General features: G+C 66.5%; 16 protein-coding genes and 1 tRNA gene. 12 read left to right on the top strand and 5 right to left on the bottom strand.

Translation table 11 applies throughout. The annotated features are described in order from the left end of the window. Positions 1-73 precede the first annotated feature (73 nt). From HD600_RS14660 to HD600_RS14630, 7 genes are read left to right on the top strand one after another with little or no spacing between them, the layout of a single operon-like run. Positions 74-1,282 carry a membrane dipeptidase gene (locus tag HD600_RS14660; RefSeq protein WP_184284543.1) on the top strand — a complete coding sequence of 403 codons (1,209 nt, stop codon included), beginning with the start codon at positions 74-76 and terminating at the stop codon, positions 1,280-1,282. Further along, on the top strand, positions 1,282-2,901 hold the full coding sequence (locus HD600_RS14655; protein ID WP_184284541.1) for an ABC transporter substrate-binding protein: 1,620 nt from the start codon (positions 1,282-1,284) through the stop codon (positions 2,899-2,901). The genes HD600_RS14660 and HD600_RS14655 overlap by 1 nt, the downstream gene beginning before the upstream one ends. Positions 2,902-2,931: 30 nt before the next feature. Continuing rightward, a complete protein-coding gene (locus HD600_RS14650) occupies positions 2,932-3,894 on the top strand; it encodes an ABC transporter permease subunit (RefSeq protein ID WP_184284539.1) in 963 nt (320 codons plus the stop codon). Continuing rightward, positions 3,891-4,790, top strand: coding sequence for an ABC transporter permease (locus HD600_RS14645; protein ID WP_184284538.1), 900 nt, complete (start codon positions 3,891-3,893; stop codon positions 4,788-4,790). Before HD600_RS14650 ends, HD600_RS14645 begins: the two co-directional genes overlap by 4 nt. A 10-nt stretch (positions 4,791-4,800) precedes the next feature. Next, a complete protein-coding gene (locus tag HD600_RS14640; protein ID WP_184284536.1) occupies positions 4,801-5,979 on the top strand; it encodes a M24 family metallopeptidase in 1,179 nt (392 codons plus the stop codon). Positions 5,980-6,010: 31 nt separating this feature from the next. Then, on the top strand, positions 6,011-6,910 hold the full coding sequence (locus HD600_RS14635; RefSeq protein WP_184284534.1) for an alpha/beta fold hydrolase: 900 nt from the start codon (positions 6,011-6,013) through the stop codon (positions 6,908-6,910). Further along, a complete protein-coding gene (locus HD600_RS14630; RefSeq protein ID WP_184284532.1) occupies positions 6,907-7,929 on the top strand; it encodes an Lrp/AsnC family transcriptional regulator in 1,023 nt (340 codons plus the stop codon). Before HD600_RS14635 ends, HD600_RS14630 begins: the two co-directional genes overlap by 4 nt. A 49-nt stretch (positions 7,930-7,978) precedes the next feature. Here the strand turns inward: HD600_RS14630 and HD600_RS14625 are convergent, their stop codons facing one another. Beyond that, positions 7,979-9,124, bottom strand: coding sequence for a calcium:cation antiporter (locus tag HD600_RS14625; RefSeq protein ID WP_184284530.1), 1,146 nt, complete (start codon positions 9,122-9,124; stop codon positions 7,979-7,981). 151 nt (positions 9,125-9,275) lie between these two features. Here HD600_RS14625 and HD600_RS14620 point away from each other — a divergent pair, with 151 nt between their 5' ends. The 3 genes from HD600_RS14620 (at position 9,276) to HD600_RS14610 (ending at position 11,982) form a co-directional block, all read left to right on the top strand. After that, positions 9,276-10,514, top strand: coding sequence for a glutaminase (locus HD600_RS14620; protein ID WP_184284528.1), 1,239 nt, complete (start codon positions 9,276-9,278; stop codon positions 10,512-10,514). 73 nt (positions 10,515-10,587) lie between these two features. After that, entirely contained in the window at positions 10,588-11,313 is a 726-nt protein-coding gene (locus HD600_RS14615; protein WP_206705752.1) for a GOLPH3/VPS74 family protein, read from the top strand. 129 nt (positions 11,314-11,442) lie between these two features. After that, on the top strand, positions 11,443-11,982 hold the full coding sequence (locus HD600_RS14610) for a small multidrug efflux protein (protein WP_184284526.1): 540 nt from the start codon (positions 11,443-11,445) through the stop codon (positions 11,980-11,982). 223 nt (positions 11,983-12,205) lie between these two features. Here HD600_RS14610 and HD600_RS14605 read toward each other — a convergent pair whose 3' ends face one another. From HD600_RS14605 to HD600_RS14595, 3 genes are all read right to left on the bottom strand, one after another. Further along, positions 12,206-13,141 carry an EamA family transporter gene (locus HD600_RS14605; RefSeq protein ID WP_206705751.1) on the bottom strand — a complete coding sequence of 312 codons (936 nt, stop codon included), beginning with the start codon at positions 13,139-13,141 and terminating at the stop codon, positions 12,206-12,208. Between the two features lie 56 nt (positions 13,142-13,197). Then, the gene (locus HD600_RS14600) at positions 13,198-14,130 is read right to left on the bottom strand and encodes a LysR family transcriptional regulator (protein WP_184284524.1); all 933 of its coding nucleotides are present in this window, start codon (positions 14,128-14,130) and stop codon (positions 13,198-13,200) included. A gap of 118 nt (positions 14,131-14,248) precedes the next feature. Further along, positions 14,249-14,324 (bottom strand) — tRNA-Ala (locus tag HD600_RS14595). Between the two features lie 128 nt (positions 14,325-14,452). Here HD600_RS14595 and HD600_RS14590 point away from each other — a divergent pair. After that, entirely contained in the window at positions 14,453-15,514 is a 1,062-nt protein-coding gene (locus HD600_RS14590; RefSeq protein WP_184284875.1) for an NAD(P)-binding domain-containing protein, read from the top strand. On the opposite strand, the gene HD600_RS14585 is transcribed toward HD600_RS14590, so the two are convergent. Further along, on the bottom strand, positions 15,501-16,511 hold the full coding sequence (locus HD600_RS14585; protein ID WP_184284522.1) for a DUF2804 domain-containing protein: 1,011 nt from the start codon (positions 16,509-16,511) through the stop codon (positions 15,501-15,503). The genes HD600_RS14590 and HD600_RS14585 overlap by 14 nt on opposite strands. Before the next feature lie 88 nt (positions 16,512-16,599). Here HD600_RS14585 and HD600_RS14580 point away from each other — a divergent pair, with 88 nt between their 5' ends. Beyond that, positions 16,600-17,256 (top strand): SDR family oxidoreductase, encoded by a 657-nt coding sequence (locus HD600_RS14580; RefSeq protein ID WP_144796489.1) that lies wholly within the window; start codon positions 16,600-16,602, stop codon positions 17,254-17,256. Positions 17,257-17,261: the final 5 nt, after the last annotated feature.

Below are 17,261 nucleotides of genomic sequence, written 5' to 3'. Positions count from 1 at the left end.
CGAGATTCGAAGAAATCTCTCCCCAAGATGCTCACCGGGGACGAATATCCACTCCAACCGAAGGAGCGCTCTCGTGCTCGAACCATCCGACCGTTACACCGGATACACGGCGTATGACTACCTCGAAGCGGGTAAGGACTACCGCGAGTTCCGCTACGCGAAGCAGATCGGCCGTGTCCCGGCTTACGAAGGCCTACAGCTCACCGATGCACAGAAGGAGCGCAGCGAGCGGTTGCTCCGCGAGGAGACCGTCATCTCGCTGCACGAGCACGTGCAGGTATTCCCCGAGGACATGGGGGAACTGCGCGATCACATCCGGCAGGGCCGTGAGCCCACCGGTTACCAGGGGCTGGCGCGTTCCGGCCTCACCGCCGTCTTCGACAACGGGATGGACGGCACGTGTTGCATCTCGAGCGATGCCGGATGGAAGTACCAGGACGTGCTCTTTGATCTCGGTGTGCGCATGGCCGACCTCGCGCACCAGGACTTCGTCATCAAGGCGGAGTCGATCAAGGACATCCGCCACGCGGCGGAAACCGGGCGGGTCGCGCACATCTTCGCCCTCGAGGCGGCGACCATGATCGAGAACGAGGTCGATCGGCTCGATGTCCTGTACGGGTTCGGTGTCCGCCAGATGGGTATCGCCTATTCAGAGGCGAACATGTTGGGCGGCGGGCTGAAGGAGCGCGGCGACGGCGGCCTGACTTACTTCGGCGAGCGAGCCGTCGAGCGAATGAACAAGCTGGGCATCGCGATCGACATCTCCCACTCCGGCGATCAGACCTGTCTGGATGTCATCAAGCACTCGCGTGTTCCCGTCTTCATCACCCACGCCGGCGCGCGAGGCCTCTGGCCGACGAACCGCATGAAGACCGACGAGACGATCATCGAGTGCGCGAAGCGCGGCGGCGTCATCGGGATCGAAGCGGCGCCGCACACGACGATCTCACCGCAGCATCCGAAGCACTCGCTGGAGTCCGTCATGGACCACTTCCAGTACTGCGTCGACCTCGTGGGCCTCGAGCACGTGAGCTTCGGACCGGACACCCTCTTCGGGGACCACGTCGGTCTGCACGACGCGTTCTCGTCGAACCTGTCGCTCGGTCAGGCGCATGCCAACGTCGAGTACGAGAAGCAGCCCTACGTGGACGGCATCGAGAATCCGGCTGAGGCTTTCTACAACATCATCGGATGGCTTGTGAAGCACGACTACTCCGACGACGAGATTCGCGCCGTCGTCGGTGGGAACACCATGCGCGTACTCGAGGAGGTTTGGGTCTGATGAAGCACAGCAAGTATCTCGCGGTCGGCTCGGCAGCAGCTCTCGTCGTCGGTCTGGCCGCCTGCGCGCCGACCGCGCCGGAGCCCGGTGAGTCATCCGCGGCCGGAGGACCGAGCGATGCGACGCTCAGCATCGGCACGACGACCGACGTCGTGAACTTCAACCCGGTACTCGGCAACAGTCGCACGGACTCGTGGGTCACCAATCTGATGTACCCGCACCTACTGAGCATCAGCGACGACGGCACCAAGGAGGCGCACGTCGCCACTGACTGGGGTTACGTCGACGACACCACGGGATACTACGAGATCCGGGATGACCTGACGTGGAGCGACGGCGAGCCGTTGACCGCCGAGGACGTCGCCTGGACCCTCAACGCCGTGAAGCGTGACGAGGCACCAGGGACATTCTTCGGGCAGCTGGGCAATCTCGAGACGGCGACCGCAGTATCCGACACCCGAGTCGAGCTGACGCTCACCCAGCCTGACTCGTCGATCATCGACGAGATCGGCTTCTGGGGTGTCGTCGTGCCGAAGCATGTCTTCGAGCCGCAGGGGTCGATCGCTGACTTCGCGAACGACGGCAGCGACGGCGGCTGGGTCGGCATGGGCCCGTTCGTCATGAGCGATTTCCAGGTGGGACAGCACTACACGCTCGAGCGTGTGGAGGAGTACCCACTGGTCGACGGAGGCGTGCCTGGTCCCGCCGAGGTCGTCTACCGTGTGTACCCCGACGTCAACACCGAGATTCTGGCGCTGCAGAGTGGCGAGATCGACGTCATCGCGAACGCCCTCCCTCCTGCTCAGGTCGAGCAGCTCAGCAGTACGGACGGCATCCAGGTCATCGAAGCCGCGGGACTGGGTTATGCGCATCTGGTCTACAACATGGACAAGCCGGATCTCGCGAACGCCCTCGTGCGCCAGGCGCTCGCTCACGCGGTCGACTACGAGGCGATCCGCACCGTCGTGTTGCAGGGTCAGGCCGTCTCCACCGGGTCGAGCGCGCTGATGCCGGTGCTGGCGAAGTACTACGACGACTCGGTCACGGAGTACGAGTTCGATCCCGAATTGTCACGTTCCCTCATGGAGGAGGCAGGTTACACCGCCGACTCTGACGGGACTTTCCCGCTCTCGTTCCGTCTGATCTATTCTCTGCAGGACTCCGTCACCAGCCAGTGGGCCCAGATGGTGAAGGACAGCGCGGCCGAGGCTGGGATCACGATTGAACTGCAGGGCACCGAGCGCAACACCTATCTCTCGATGACCAACGAGGGCGACTACGACATCTACGCAGGCAACTTCGCCATCATGGATGACCCGGTGACGAACTTCGCACTGTCGTACCTACCCGGTGGCGCGATCAACTACACCCGCGTCGACGACCCGGAGCTGAACGCTCTGATCGAAGAGGGCATGGTCACATTCGATGAGGATGACAAGATCGCGATCTTGCGCGAGGCGAACAAGATCGTCCACGAGCAGGTGTACGACAACATCATGTACACGCAGAACCTGTTCTTCGCGGCCAGCGACGAATGGGCCGGTTTCATCTCGAAGCCGAGCGAGCTGCTGTCGATCGTGAACCCGCTCTCCCTTGCGAGCGCGTACCCGGTCGAATAACCCACTTAATCCTCGAGGAAGGTCGCCCGGGTGTCCCGAGCATCGTTCATTCTCCGTCGCGCAGGTCGCGGTCTGCTCACGATCTGGTTCGCCGTGACCGTGACGTTCCTTCTCCTGCGGCTCCTGCCAGGAGATCCCGCGCTCGCACTGGCGAGTCCGAACATGACCGACGACATCCGGGCGACCATCCTCCAGCAGTATGGATTGGACCAGCCCCTGCTGGTCCAGTACGCGCTCTACATGTGGCAACTGCTCCAGGGAAACCTGGGAATCTCGTTCACGCAGTCGATCCCCGTGCTCGACGTGCTGCTCCAGCGGCTGCCATGGACGCTTCTCCTCACACTCACGGCGCTCGTGCTCACCATCGTCATCGGTGTACCGCTCGGCGTCGCCGCCGCCGCTCGCAAGGGCCGGGTCATCGACAGGGCCGTGCAGGTGATCGGCGTCACCGGCCAATCACTGTTCGTGCCGAGCGTGGCGATTCTGTTGCTCTTCGTCTTCGGCCTCAACCTCGGCTGGTTTCCGATCGGAGGTGCGTACACGAACAGCACCTACGGCATCGACTGGTATGCGAGCGTCGCTCGACACCTCGTGCTCCCCGCGGTGTCGCTGATGCTGATCCAGGTCGGCTCGTACGTCCTCACCATGAGATCGACACTGATCGAGACCCTGGGCGAGGACTACATCCTCCTGGCTCGCGCCAACGGGCTCCACGGCCGGCGAATCCTCTGGAAGCACGCCCTCCGCAACGCCCTGCTGCCCACGACGACCTTGATCGGTCTGCAACTTGGCTTCCTCGTCGGCGGTGCGGTGCTCACCGAGACCGTGTTCGCCTACCCGGGCATCGGCCGAGGAATCTACGAGGCTGTCACGCAGCTCGACTTCCCGGTGCTGCAGGGGGCGTTCTTGATGCTCGCGATCACCGTCGTGGTCGCGAACACCATCACTGACATCATCTACGGCTACCTCGACCCGAGAGTGAAGACCTCATGACCGCGCCGCTTCCCTCCGCGGAGACGACCCCCCTCACCGAGCCGGCCGCGGTCGGCAGCGAGCGTGCCAGCGCCCACACGTGGCGAGCCTTCCGCCGCGACCCGCTGGGGATGGTCTCGCTCGGGCTGCTTCTCCTGCTGGTGGTCATCGCGCTCGTAGCGCCGCTCATCGCGCCGTACCCTGCGAGTTACGGTCCTGACGTGCTGCGGCCTCCGGGCGGCGACCACTGGTTCGGCACGGATGCACTCGGGCGAGATGTGTTCTCCGAAGTGATCTGGGGTACGCAGCAGAGCGTGCTGGTGGCAGTCGCGGCCTCCGTGATCGCCATCGTCTTCGGCACGATCATCGCGGTGGTCGGCGCATACTTCCGCCGTCTCGACAGCATCATCAGCGTGATCGTCGACATGACGCTGTCGCTGCCGGTACTCCCGCTCATGATCCTCGTCGCGGCACTCGTCGGACCGAGCACGACGACGATCATCCTGGTGGTGGCGGCGTTCTCCTGGCCCGAGGTCACCCGTCTCGTCCGCTCCCAGGCTCTCACTGTCGTAGGGCTGCCGTACGTGGACGCTTCGCGTCTCATGACGACGTCGCCGCTGTGGATCATCACCCGCCATCTGCTCCCGGCAGTGACGCCGGTGGTGGTGGTATCCGTGGTAGTCACCGCCTCGCGAGCGGTGCTCTCGGCGGCGGGACTCGCCTTCCTCGGGCTCGGCGATCCGACCACCTGGTCGTGGGGGCGGATCCTCTACGAGGCGCAGCAGGCAGGAGCCATGGTGAGTGCGTGGTGGCTCACACTCTTCCCCTCGATCGCCATCCTCATCCTCGTGCTCTCCGCCACTCTCCTGTCCATCGCCTACAACGATGCGCGCAACCCGCGCCATCTGTCCCGCTAGGAGCAGCACCATGACGGAATTCGACCAGCGCCTTCCTTCGGAGTTCTTCGACCGCGTGCAGGGGAGGGTGAGGGAGATGATCGATGTTGAGGGCCTCGACGCCTTCCTCACTGACGATCCCGAGGACATCGCGTATCTGACTGGTTTCTTCCATCACCCGTCCGAGCGCCCCGTCGCCGTCTGGATCGAGCCAGCAGGGCGAACAGTTCTCCTGCTGCCGGCGCTGGAGCTCGAGTATGCGCAGTCGCAGTCCGCCCGCGCCGAACTGGTGTCGTTCTTCGAGTTTCCCGGTGTGACGTCGCCGTTCGCCGCACTCGCCGACGTCGTCGGCGCAAGCGGGCGGATCGGATTCTCCTCGACGATGAAGTACAGCAGGCTCGCGTCGGCGCGAGCGGCGATGCCGCACGTCGAGTTGATCGGCTCGGACTTGCTGATGCGGGCGCGCTTTGTCAAGTTCCCCGAGGAGGTCCGCCTGCATCGTGAGGCCGCTCGCATCACGGACCTGATGCTCGAGGCCGGGGTCGCCATGGTGGCTGATGCCGTGACATCGGGTGAAGATCTTCCGACCGAGGCGGAGCTCGAGCGTCACGTGACATCCGCGGGAACGCGAACGATGTATGCCGAGCATCGCAACGTCGTGGTCGCCTCGCTTCTCGCTGGGGGCCTCGTGTACTCCGGCGCGAACTCCGCGTTTCCTCACGGACTTCCGTCCGTGAACCGCCTCCGCCCGGGGGATACATTCATGCTGTCGCTCGGCTGTGCCGTGGGCGGACGCTTCATCGAGGGCGAGCGAACGTTCGTACTGGGGGAGCCGACCGCGGACCAGCGTCGTTTTCACGACACGATCCGTGACGCCCAACGTGTGGGGAGGGAGACCATCTGTGCAGGGCTCGAATGCCGTGAGGCGAACCGCCTCTGCCTCGACGTCATTCGCGAAGCAGGACTCGGTGAGTTCATCCGTCACCGCCAGGGTCACGGGATCGGACTCGGAATGCACGAAGCTCCCTGGCTGGAGGACGGCGACGGCACGATCCTGCAGGCCGGCATGGTCGTCTCGAACGAGCCAGGCATCTATGTCCCCGGACACGCGGGCTATCGCATCAGCGACAGCATGCTGGTGACCGATGTCGGCGCCGAGGCGCTGACCACATACCCGCGCAGCCTCGACGACTGCATCATCGCGCTCTGAGCGCTTCCGAATAGAAGAGAAAGAGGACGACATGACATCTGAACCCGAAGTGTCCCCGGAATTCGCCGCGGCGACCAGTGACCACCAATGGGTGGAGATCAACGGCAATCGTCTTGCCGTGGAGGTTCTCGGCCCGGAGGACGCCCCCGTGATCATCACGCACCACGGCGCCCCGGGGCTCGGCTCTCGAGCCGAGCCGCGCGCAAGCTTCGGTCGGCTCGCGGACGAGTACCGCGTCATCGTGTTCGACGCCCGCGGCAGCGGTCAGAGCGAGGGTAACGGCACGTTCAGCCACGAGCAGTGGGCCGCTGACATCGACGGGCTGCGGGAGTGGGTCGGTGCGGAGAAGATCGTCATGGCGGGCGGTTCGTACGGCGGCTTCATGACGATGGAGTATGCGTTGCGCTATCCGGAGCGCGTCGCCGCCATCGTGCTCCGCGACACCTCGGCCGACAACTCCAACGCGCATCTCGCTCGTGAGAACGCCTTGGCGTCGGATCGAGTCTCCATCGACATGGAGAAGTTCGACCGCATCGACCTCGGGCAGGTCCGCGACGATGAGGATCTCAAGGACTGCTGGCGTGAGATCCTGCCTCTCTACGACTTCGTCTACGATCCGGAGGCGGTTGAGCGTAAGGTCGAGGCAACCCCTTATCGGTATGAGGCGCACAACTATGCGTTCTCGGTCAATCTCCCCGCTTACGACCTGAAGCCGCGGCTGCACGAGATCGGAGTTCCGACACTCATCACCGTCGGGCGCGCAGACTGGATCACGCCAGTATCGTGTAGCGAGGTGATCGCCGAGCTCATCCCGAATTCCGAGATGGTCGTTTTCGAGAAGTCCGGTCATTCTCCGCAGATCGAGGAGGCTGAGGCATGGACCGACGCCGTGCGCACCTTCCTTCACCGGGTGTACCCGCCGACCATATGAGTGACGCCAAGCAAGGGCGTGACCTCGTCGAGCTCGACCGCAGGATCGTCGTCGCCCTTCAACAGGACGGCAGAGCGAGCTGGACATCGATCGCCGAGTTTGCAGGCGCGCCTGTCTCGACAGTCACCCGGCGCGGCCAGCAGCTGCTGGCGGAAGGCACCGTCAGCGTCGGGATCGTTCCCACCCTCGGCAGTGAGGGGCACGTCGAATCGTTCTTCATTCGCATCGACTGCACGCCCGGAGCGCAGCTCCAGGTGGCAGAGGCGCTGGTCGAGTCGCGGTATGTGCGGTTCGTCACACTCGTCACGGGCAAGTTCGACATCCTGGCGGAGCTGGTCATCCCGGGGGACTCGGCGAACTACGCCCAGGTTCTGACGGGCTTGCAGGCGATTCCGGGCGTCGAGCGGTGGCGCAGCGACTTGCTCACTCATGTGTACAAGGTGAGTTTCGACTGGGGGCGTCAGCTCTACGACGCGCATGCTGACGAGCCCTCCGATCCGATCTCGTTCATGCCGCCGCCCAACACCTGCGAACCTTCGCACTTCGATGACACCGACCGGGCGATCGTCGACGTGCTGAGCGTCGACGGGCGGGCCTCCTTCCTGTCGATCGCGCGGAAGCTTGGTGTCAACGAGAGCAGTGTTCGGCGCCGATACGAACGGATGCGTGCTGCCGGGTGCCTCACGACGGTCACGATGGTGCCGTCGTCGGCGATCGGGATGAGCGCGGAGACGCTTCTGATGCTCAGGGTAGAGCCCTCACGCCTCCGCACAGTGGCGCACACGCTCGCGCAGCACGTCTCAGTACGGTTCCTCGCCGCCGCGCTCGAGGAGAACACTCTCTACTGCGAGATCATCCTGCCCAGCACGGAGTCACTCCATGACTTCATGACGGGGACAATCGCGCACCTGAAAGGCGTGCGGGGTTGGAACGCGTCGATGGAGCTGGTCTTCATGAAGCGAGGATTCATCGAGACTCCGTGGTGGAGATCGCAGGTGGGCCTGCCGCCGGCTGAATGAGAGCTGGGCCCGTGCGCGCGCGAGTCGACCGCGTCAGATGGCCGGCGGATCAGCCGATGAGCACCAGCAGGTAGACGGCGAACACCGCGAGGTGTGCTGCTCCGTGGATGGCCGTCACACGCTTCGCAGCGAACGTCGTGATCGACAGTAGGAGCGTCACACCGAGCAGGAGCAGCTCGGCCGGCGCCTCGGCGAGCAGCACCCGTTGCCCCGTGAGCGATCCGATGACGAGCACGGCCGGTACCGTCAAGCCGACGGTCGACACCAGAGCGCCGTGGCAGAGGTTGATGGTGCGCTGGACCTCACCGCCGTGCGCGGCCCGAACCGCGGTGATGGATTCCGGCAGGAACACGACGGCGGCGATGAGCACGCCGGCGAGGGCGGGGGGAGCGTTGAGCCGCTCGAGGCCGTCGTCGAGGAGCGACGCCATGTCGTGCGAGAGCAGGACGATCGGGACGACGGTGAGCAGGAGCACAACGAGACGAGTGACGATCTCCGTGCGGTGCGCGCGCACGGTGGCGAGGACGCTGACGGCGGCGTCGCGCGTCTCGGAAAGTTCGCGGTGTTCTGACTGACGGCCGACCTCGATGAAGTCGCTCGCCTGGGCGCCGGTCTGCCGGAACAGGAAGAACGCGTAGAGCCCCAGCGTCAGCACGATGACGATCACGGCTTGCCCGAGCGTGTAGGCGCCGCCCTCGCCGATCAGCGCCGGGAGCGCGAGAGCGACGGACAGCAGGACCACGAGCATCGCGAGGTACATCGAGGTGCCGGTACGGTTATGGGCCATTCCTCCGCGACGTATGCCACCGACGAGCAGCGCGATGCCGATGACGAGGTTCAGGATGATCATGGAAACCGCCATGACGGAATCGCGCGCGATCGTCTCATGACTCCCTGGACCGAGCATGACGGCTGAGATCAGGACGACCTCGATCAGCACGATCGAGAGCGTGAGGACGAGAGAGCCGTGCGGATCGCCGAGACGGCGCGCCAACGCCTCGGCCTGGACCACGACCCCGAACGCGCAGACGACGATGACGGCGACGATCATGGCGAGCGCGGCGATCAGAACGGGGGCGGGCGCGGACGGCCCGAGGACGGGACGGACGAGGAGAAGGGCGAAGAACGCGACCCATCCCAACACGATGCGGACGACATCCGTGCGTGAAAGCGTGGCACGTGGTGTGGCGGACATGACGGCGGCTCCTTGCGGGGCCGTCCCCTGGTGAGTCCTCGGCGCCGGTCGTCCTGCGCGCCGCCAGTCTATCCGACCACCTTGACTGTGTTCCGAGCACACGGTGTGGGATGATCTCGTCCCAACGGCGACGGGGCGAGAAGGAGGACGGATGCGTTCACTGGTGCCCGACTACCTCGAGGGCGTCCTCGCGGACGTGAGGCAGGATGCTTCGGGCCAGCCCGCTCAGTACATCCCTGAGCTCGCCGCGGCCGACCCCGATCGCCTCGCCGCCGTCTTCGCGACCGTGGACGGACGGGTGTACGGCGCGGGCGACTCCGACGCGGAGTTCACCATCCAGTCGATCTCGAAACCGTTCGTGTATGCCCTTGCGCTGGCCGATCGCGGCTTCGCGCCCGTCCTCGACAAGATCGGCGTGGAGCCGTCGGGGGAGGCGTTCAATCAGATCTCCCTGGAGAGGGAGACCGGGCGCCCGCTGAACCCCATGATCAACGCCGGCGCGATCACGGCGCACTCGCTGGCCGGGCTCGATGGAATGGGCGCGGCGACGCGCGTGGAGCGTGTGGTCGATGGTCTCTCGGCGTTCGCCGGACGGCGTCTGGCGGTCGATGAGAGCGTCTGCGCCTCCGAGATGGAGCACGCGCATCGCAACTTGGCCATCGCCCACATGCTCCGCAGCCACGGCATCCTCGAGGAGGACCCGCGCGACGTCGTCGACGGATACGTGCGCCAATGCGCGGTGCTCGTCAGCACCCGTGACCTCGCGATGATGGCTGCGACCCTCGCGAACGGCGGTAGGAATCCTGTGACAGGGGAGCAGGTGGTCGACGCTCGAGTCGTGCGCCAGGTTCTCAGCGTCATGGCCACCTGCGGCATGTACGACGCCGCGGGCGACTGGGCGACTCAGGTCGGGATCCCGGCGAAGAGCGGAGTGGCCGGCGGGCTGATCGGTGCGCTGCCCGGTCAGATCGGCATCGCCACGTTCTCCCCACGGCTCGACACGCACGGCAACAGCGTTCGAGGTGTGTCCCTGTTCGGTCGGTTCTCCGCGGACATGGGGTTGCACGTGATGGAGGTCCCGCCGACGGCCAGGGGAGTCGTGCGCTCCGACCGCGTAGAGGCCGACGGCCTGGCGCGCGTGCTGCGATTGCAGGGCGGCATCCGATTCGCCGGTGCCGAGAGGATCGTGCGCGCCGTCGTCGACGATCCGCCCGTCGAGCCACGGGTCGTGCTGGACCTGACGATGGTGCACTCGCTCGATGACGTCGCGCGCCGGATGCTCGTCGAGCTGGTCCGCAGGCTCCGGCTGGACGGTCACGAGGTCGAGTTGGTCGACCCCGAATCGCTGCTGGCTCGTGTAGTCATCACCCGCTCCGACGGTCGGACTTGACCATGTGCTGAGAACACAGGGTCTCCTGGACTCGTCGCGCTACGTGCGCGGAAGAGGAGGAGCGGAATACGACATGACCGACGCAAGCGACCACGCGGCCCTCACACGAAACGAGGATCCCGCCAGCGAGCGGCCGACACTGGCCGAGGACCTGTTGCTCCTGCTGTACCAGCCGTCTTCGAACGTGATCGCCGGCGAGGGCACGCTCTACTACGTGCTGGCCGGCGCGGTCCTGGCAGACCTCGCCGAGGGAGGGCATGTCCGTACCCGGGCAGGCCACACCGGCGCGATGACGGTGGAAGCCGAGACCGACAAGCCGCCGACGGATCGTCTCCTACGGGCGACCTGGGAGTACGTCGCCGATCGCCCCCGCGGAGTGCAGACCGTCCTCGCGGCCACCGGGCCGACCCTCCGCGAGCCACTCCTGGAGCGACTCATCGATCGCGGCGACCTGCGGCGCACCACGCGCAAGACCTTCGGCATGTTCCGGACCTCCGTCCTCGAGCAGGGCGACGCGGACCGCCGCCCTCGACTGCTCGCCGATGTGCGGGCGGTTCTGGTGGACGGGGCCGAGCCCACCCCGCGGCTTGCCGCTCTCACAGCGCTTCTGTATGGCAGCGGGACGCTTCCGCAGTTCGACCGTGACATCCCCTGGACTTCGGCGGTGATCGCACGTGCAGAGGAGCTGCAGAGCGGCAACTGGGGTGCAGGGGTCGCGGCGATCGCGGTGACGCGGACGGTGACGGCCACGATCGTGAACAGCGTCGTCGTGGCCGCCGGACTGTTGCCGAGGGGATGAGGTGAGGAGAGGCCGCGCAGGGCGAGATGACCGGTGCGGTCTGACCGCTTGACCTTGTTCCATGCACATGGTTTCTAATCGTCATTACGTCGATACGAACGGCGTAGACAACAGAAAAGGAACCCGAAGATGAACCCCTTGGCAGAACTCGTCCAGAACTTCCAGGACCTCGTGGCGCAGGTCCCTGAGCTCGTGAAACCGCTGATCGTCATGCTGGCCGGAGCAGTTCCGTTCGTCGAAGGCGAGCTGGCCGCTACGGTCGGAATCGTCGGCGGAATCAACCCTGTCCTGGCCGCGATCGCCGCAGCGATCGGCAACTTCGTCAGCGTCCTGCTCGTCGTCATGCTCACCTCGCGTGCGCGGACGGCTGTGGTGGACCGTCGCAATGCGTCAGCGCACGGCGCGACGATGGTCATGGAGGCCGAGCCCGCACAGCCCGAGTCGAAGGGGCGGGTGCGATTCCGCAAGTGGCTCGTGCGCTTCGGCGTCCCGGGGGCCAGCATCCTCGGGCCGCTCGCGATCCCCACGCAGATCACCTCGGCCATGCTCGTCGCCGGTGGCACCTCTCGCGCCTGGGTCCTGCTCTGGCAGGCCATCGCCATCGTGCTGTGGACGACCGTGACGACGATCTCCGTCTGGGCAGCGCTCACCTTCCTCGTCGGGGTCTGAGATGCAGTATCAGCGCCAGTACGCACCGCAACCGCATGATCTCGACCTGCCGCCGACGGTGTCCGTCGACCTGAGCGCTCTCATCGCCGGCGCCGGAACGGCACACAATGGCGCCTCGCCGGCAGAGGTCCGGCAGGAGATATGACCAGCTCCCGATGCGTTGCGCGACGCGGCCCCAGCCCACGAAGAAGTCCCGTGAGAGATCACGGGACTTCTTCGTTTCTCACCTGACGGATGCCTGCCGCCGACGGGGACGGCGCCGACTCCACGCGACTCCCGCCAGGCACAGCACACCGCCCACGACACCCCAGGGCATCGGCAACTCGGCGAGGATGACCCACGACAGGAGTACGGCCACGGCAGGCACCGCGAGCGTGACAGCGGCGGTGCCCCCGGCCGTGCCGCGTTTGAGGACCCAGGCCCACAAGAGGAAGGCCGCGGCGGAGGGGACGACGCCCAGGTAGACCACGCCGACGACCGACCACGTCGGAGCCTCGCTGGCCTCCTGCACCAACGAGGGCAGGAACGGCAGCAGCGCGATCGTGCCGATGACGGAACCCAGCCAGGTCGCCGTCAGCGCGTCGACGTCGCGGAGCGCCGCCTTCTGCGTCAGGACGCCGCTGGCGTACAGCACGGCGGCCAGCAGCGCGAGCACGAGTCCGATCGGTCGGCTGTGGGGCCCGATGCCGCCGCCGGCGATGAGGATCACTCCGATGAAGGACACGGTGATGCCGATGAGGAGCGGCGCAGGGAAACCCTCCTTGAACACGACACCGGCGACCACGGCGACCAGCAGCGGGGCGATGTTCACGATCATGGACGTCGTTCCGGCATCCAGATGCTGCGACGCGAGGTTCAACACGAATGAGTATCCGGCGAACCACAGCACACCGTAGACGATGACCAGCACCAGGGACCGCCCTCGCGGGAGCGCCGGCCGTCGCCAGATCGCGATGGCGACGAGGATCACCGAGGCGACGGTCTGCCGACCCAGGGCGAGAGCGCCGGGGGTGAGGTCGTCGCCGACCCAGCGGATCACCACGAATGCGGATGCCCAGAACAGCACCACGAGGATGGATGCAGCCGTCACGAGCCCGCGGCCCGTCGGCACTCCGATCGAGGGCGCCGGCTGGGCGGAGGAATGGGTGTCGGTCGTCACAGGATCATGCTGGCGCCGTAGAGCGTGCAGCACAAGCGAGGTTTTGTGCTCAGTGTTTAAGAGATGCTGAACTGTTCCTCGGCCGCGGCGGCGGTTCGAATGAGTTCGACAGCGCGGTGCACCGCGGGATGCGCGTGCATCGACCGTTTCGAGCGCAGCATGATTCGGCGACGCACCTGCGTTTCACTGACGGGAATCGGGACGACCGAGTGGGGGAGGAGGAACGCTCCCAGCCGCGGGACCACGGTGACGCCGACGCCGGCAGCCACGTAGTCGAAAGCCGTCGCGTAGTCGGGGGCGGCGGCGCGGAAGTGGGGCTGATAGCCCGCCGCGGTGCACGCGGACAGGACGATCTCCCTGCAGGGGCCGTGCGCGTGGTCGTTGTCGATCCAGGGCTCTCGCTCGAGCTCCGCGATGGAGACGGACGCGCGATCGGCCAGCGGGTGCGTCGACGGGACGACGGCGACGTAGCGCTCGGTGAGGAGGTCTTCGACGAGGTATCCGTCCGTGTCGCCATCGGATGCCGAGGGGTCTCGTCGCGTGCTCGTCGACTCCGCGATATAGATCTCGATGTCGGCGTCCGTCGCTCGACGTGCGGCCAACTCGACGAGGTCGACCTCGACGCGAAGGTCGCTGAACTCGTCGTTGAGGGTGGCGACGACCGATGGCATCCACGCCCTGTTGGCCGAACTGAAGCAGAGGATCTGCACGGTTCCGCTCCGGCCGGCGCGCAGATCCTCTGTGAGCATCTCGAAGTCGCGGAAGTGCTCGAGCACGCGACCCGCGCCGGTCGCGATGGCGAGCCCGGATGCCGTCGGCACCACTCCGCGACCGCGCTTCTCGAGCAGGACGAGTCCGGTCTCGCGTTGCAGCGCAGTGACCTGTTGGCTGACTGCCGAGTTCGTGTAGCCGAGGGACTTCGCCGCCGCGCTGATGGATCCGGTCTGCACGACCATGCGGAACGCGCGAAGACGTTGGAGATCGACCATCGTCAGAGAGTACAGCAGTGCTTCCGCGTCCGGTGGAGTGCGAGATGTCCGCTGCATCATCGGACACACGCCGCGATGCTTTCGGAACGAGAAAACCCCCGGCGAACCGGGGGTTTCGTGGTGGACCTGAGGGGACTCGAACCCCTGACCCCCTGCATGCCATGCAGGTGCGCTACCAGCTGCGCCACAGGCCCATCTTCGTCTCCCCGGTGATCGGGGCAACTCGAAAAGAATACAACACCGGAAGCGCTCCGCGCCAATCGAGGCGGGGCTGCCTCTGCGGCGGAGGAACAGCGCGGCGGGTATATGCGTTGTCATGTATGTGAGCATCAGCGAGAGCATCGTCATCGGGGCGGGTCAGGCGGGTCTGTCGACCTCCTTCCATCTCCGGCGGCTCGGTATCGATCACCTCGTCCTCGACGGCAACGATGCGCCCGGCGGGGCATGGCAGCATCGCTGGGATGCCCTGACGATGCACGACGTGCACGGGGTGGCGGAACTGCCGGGGGATGCGGCACCCGCGCGGGACGGACGTCGGGCGAACCTCGCGGTTCCGGCCACCTTCGCCGCCTACGAGCGCGACAACGATCTGCCCGTCATCCGGCCGGTCCATGTCGACCGCGTCGTCGATGAGGACGGCATCCTCGTGGTCCACGCGGGTGACCGTTCGTGGCGCACCCGCACCCTCGTCAACGCGACAGGAACCTGGACACAGCCGTTCATGCCGCACGTCCCCGGTATGGAGACGTTCATCGGGGAGCAGCTGCACACCGTCGACTACCCGGGACCCGAGCACTTCCTCGGAAAGCGCGTCCTCGTGGTGGGTGGAGGCGCCTCAGCTGTGCAGTTCCTCGGTGCGCTCGCCCCGATCACACAGACACTGTGGGTGACGCGCCGCGAGCCTGTCTGGCGCAGCGACGACTTCACCCCTGAGGCGGGAGCGGCCGCTGTCGCACTCGTCGAACAGCGTGTGGCGCAGGGGCTGCCGCCGCAGAGCGTCGTCGGCGTCACCGGACTCATGCTGCGACCCCAGGAGGCCGAAGCCGCACGCCTGGGTGCGTACGACGACCGTCGGCCGATGTTCCAGCGCATCGAGCCGGACGGAGTGCGTTGGGCCGATGGGACCTTCGAGCAGGTCGACGTCATCCTCTGGGCCACCGGGTTCCGACCGGCGATCGCCCATCTCGCCCCGCTGCACCTCCGCAGCCAGGCCGGAGGCATCCAGCTCGATCGCCAGGGGCGTGGCACGACCGCGGTGAAGGACCCCCGCATCCAGCTGGTCGGCTACGGCCCGTCCGCCAGCACGATCGGCGCGAACCGTGCGGGCCGCACAGCGGCCAAGGGTGCGCAGACGGCGCTGCGCGCTCTCGTCACCAGCGGTTGAGCACGTCCTCGGCGAAACCCTCGATGCCGCCGACGTCGACACGGATGCCGTCATCGCCGGCGACCCATCCGGTCCAGACCCCGAAAAGCTGATCCGTGCGCGTCGAGACGAGGAGGGCGTTCGTGCGGGAATGTTTGTTGTGGAACGGCGTGAAGGTGAGATCCGCACCGGTGCCGTGGATGTGCCACGGAGCCATCCAGTCGTCGGCGTCGTAGTCCCAGACGAACTCCTCGCCGATCTTGGTGACGCGGCCGTCGACGACCACCGCGTTCTCCGTCATGCCGGAGCCGTCCGTCCACTTCGATCCGAGCTGCAGCCCGATCGTCCTGTCCCCGACGACGCCGCTCCCGGCTGCCCAGTTCCACCAGACGCGGTAGGGCCACCGCCCTCGTCCGTGGTCGAGCACGGCCCAGCTCCCCTCGGGGATGTCGATGCTCGTGCCGTCGATCATGATGCTCCCTCGCGCGGGGCGGGCGACGTCCTTCACGGTGTACTGGAAGCGGGGCACCCCGTCGCCTTTCCGCCATGGCACGACGACGCCGAGGGACTCGTGACCGGCAGGCCGTGCTGCCGCGACGTCGAACGAGACACGCGGCGTCGTTCCGCGCAGCGTGGTCTCCTCGGCGCTGTCCTCGATGTCGATGTTCACCGTGCGCGTGCGGGCACGGACGGGGCCGTCTCCCAGCGATCCGGGCAGCGTCGCGCTGCGCCCGCCGGGGGAGAGGACGGTGCTGTCCAGTTCCTCGCCGGTGGTGCGGTCCAGAACCCACACGGAATGCAGAGAGAGGTAGTCGATGCAGGAGACCGTGAGCGCGAGGATGTGGGTGGGGGTCATGACGCACCAGTACTCCCAGCGCTTGTTCCGCCCCCAGGCCCGGCCCCCTGGGATCCCCGACGTGTCGTGCAGGGGGATGCGGGTCCAGCCGAGGGCGGCGGGGTTCAGAGCGCCTCGGCTGTCGGTCAGGGCGACGGGGCTGGTGATCTCGTGTTCGGTCATGCGTGCTCCGGTTTCGGCGCGTACGGGTGACGCGATTCTATTCGGCCGATCCGGTGCCGTCGGAACCTGTGGCGGTTAGCCTGGAGGCATGTCCCGAATCATCGTGTTCGGCGGCCACGGCCGCATCGCCCTCCAGCTCGCTCCGATCCTCGCAGGCCGCGGTGACGAGGTCACCGCAGTGATCCGGAACCCCGACCACGTCGCCGACGTCGAGCGCACCGGTGCCACGGCACGCGTCAACGACATCGAGAAGCTCGACACGGCCGCGCTCGCCGATCTCATCCGCGGGCATGACGCGGTCGTCTGGTCTGCCGGGGCGGGAGGCGGATCCCCCGAACGCACGTATGCGGTCGACCGCGACGCCGCCATCCGCACCATGGATGCCGCCGGCGCCGCCGGTGTCGCGCGTTACGTCATGGTCTCGTGGCTCGGATCGTCAGCCGATCACGGCGTCCCGGAGGGAGACTCCTTCTTCCCCTACGCGGACGCGAAGTGGGCCGCGGACGAGCACCTGCGAAGCACCGACCTCGACGGCACGATCCTCGGTCCCGGCGGACTGACCGATGACGAGCCGACCGGGCGCATCGACCTCGACGCCCCGGACCGCGGACGCGTGGCGCGCGGAGACGTCGCTGCCGTCATCGCCGCCGCTCTCGTCGAGCCGGCGACGATCGGACGCACCATCCGGTTCGGCAACGGCAGCCAGGAGTCCTCCGAGCCCATCGCCGACGCCCTCGCGCGGTGACGATC

Source organism: Microbacterium ginsengiterrae (assembly GCF_014205075.1).
In the GTDB taxonomy this organism is placed as follows: Bacteria; Actinomycetota; Actinomycetes; order Actinomycetales; family Microbacteriaceae; genus Microbacterium; species Microbacterium ginsengiterrae.
The sequence above is the reverse complement of the archived record's forward strand: the minus strand, read 5'-3'. Positions and strand labels throughout refer to the sequence as shown.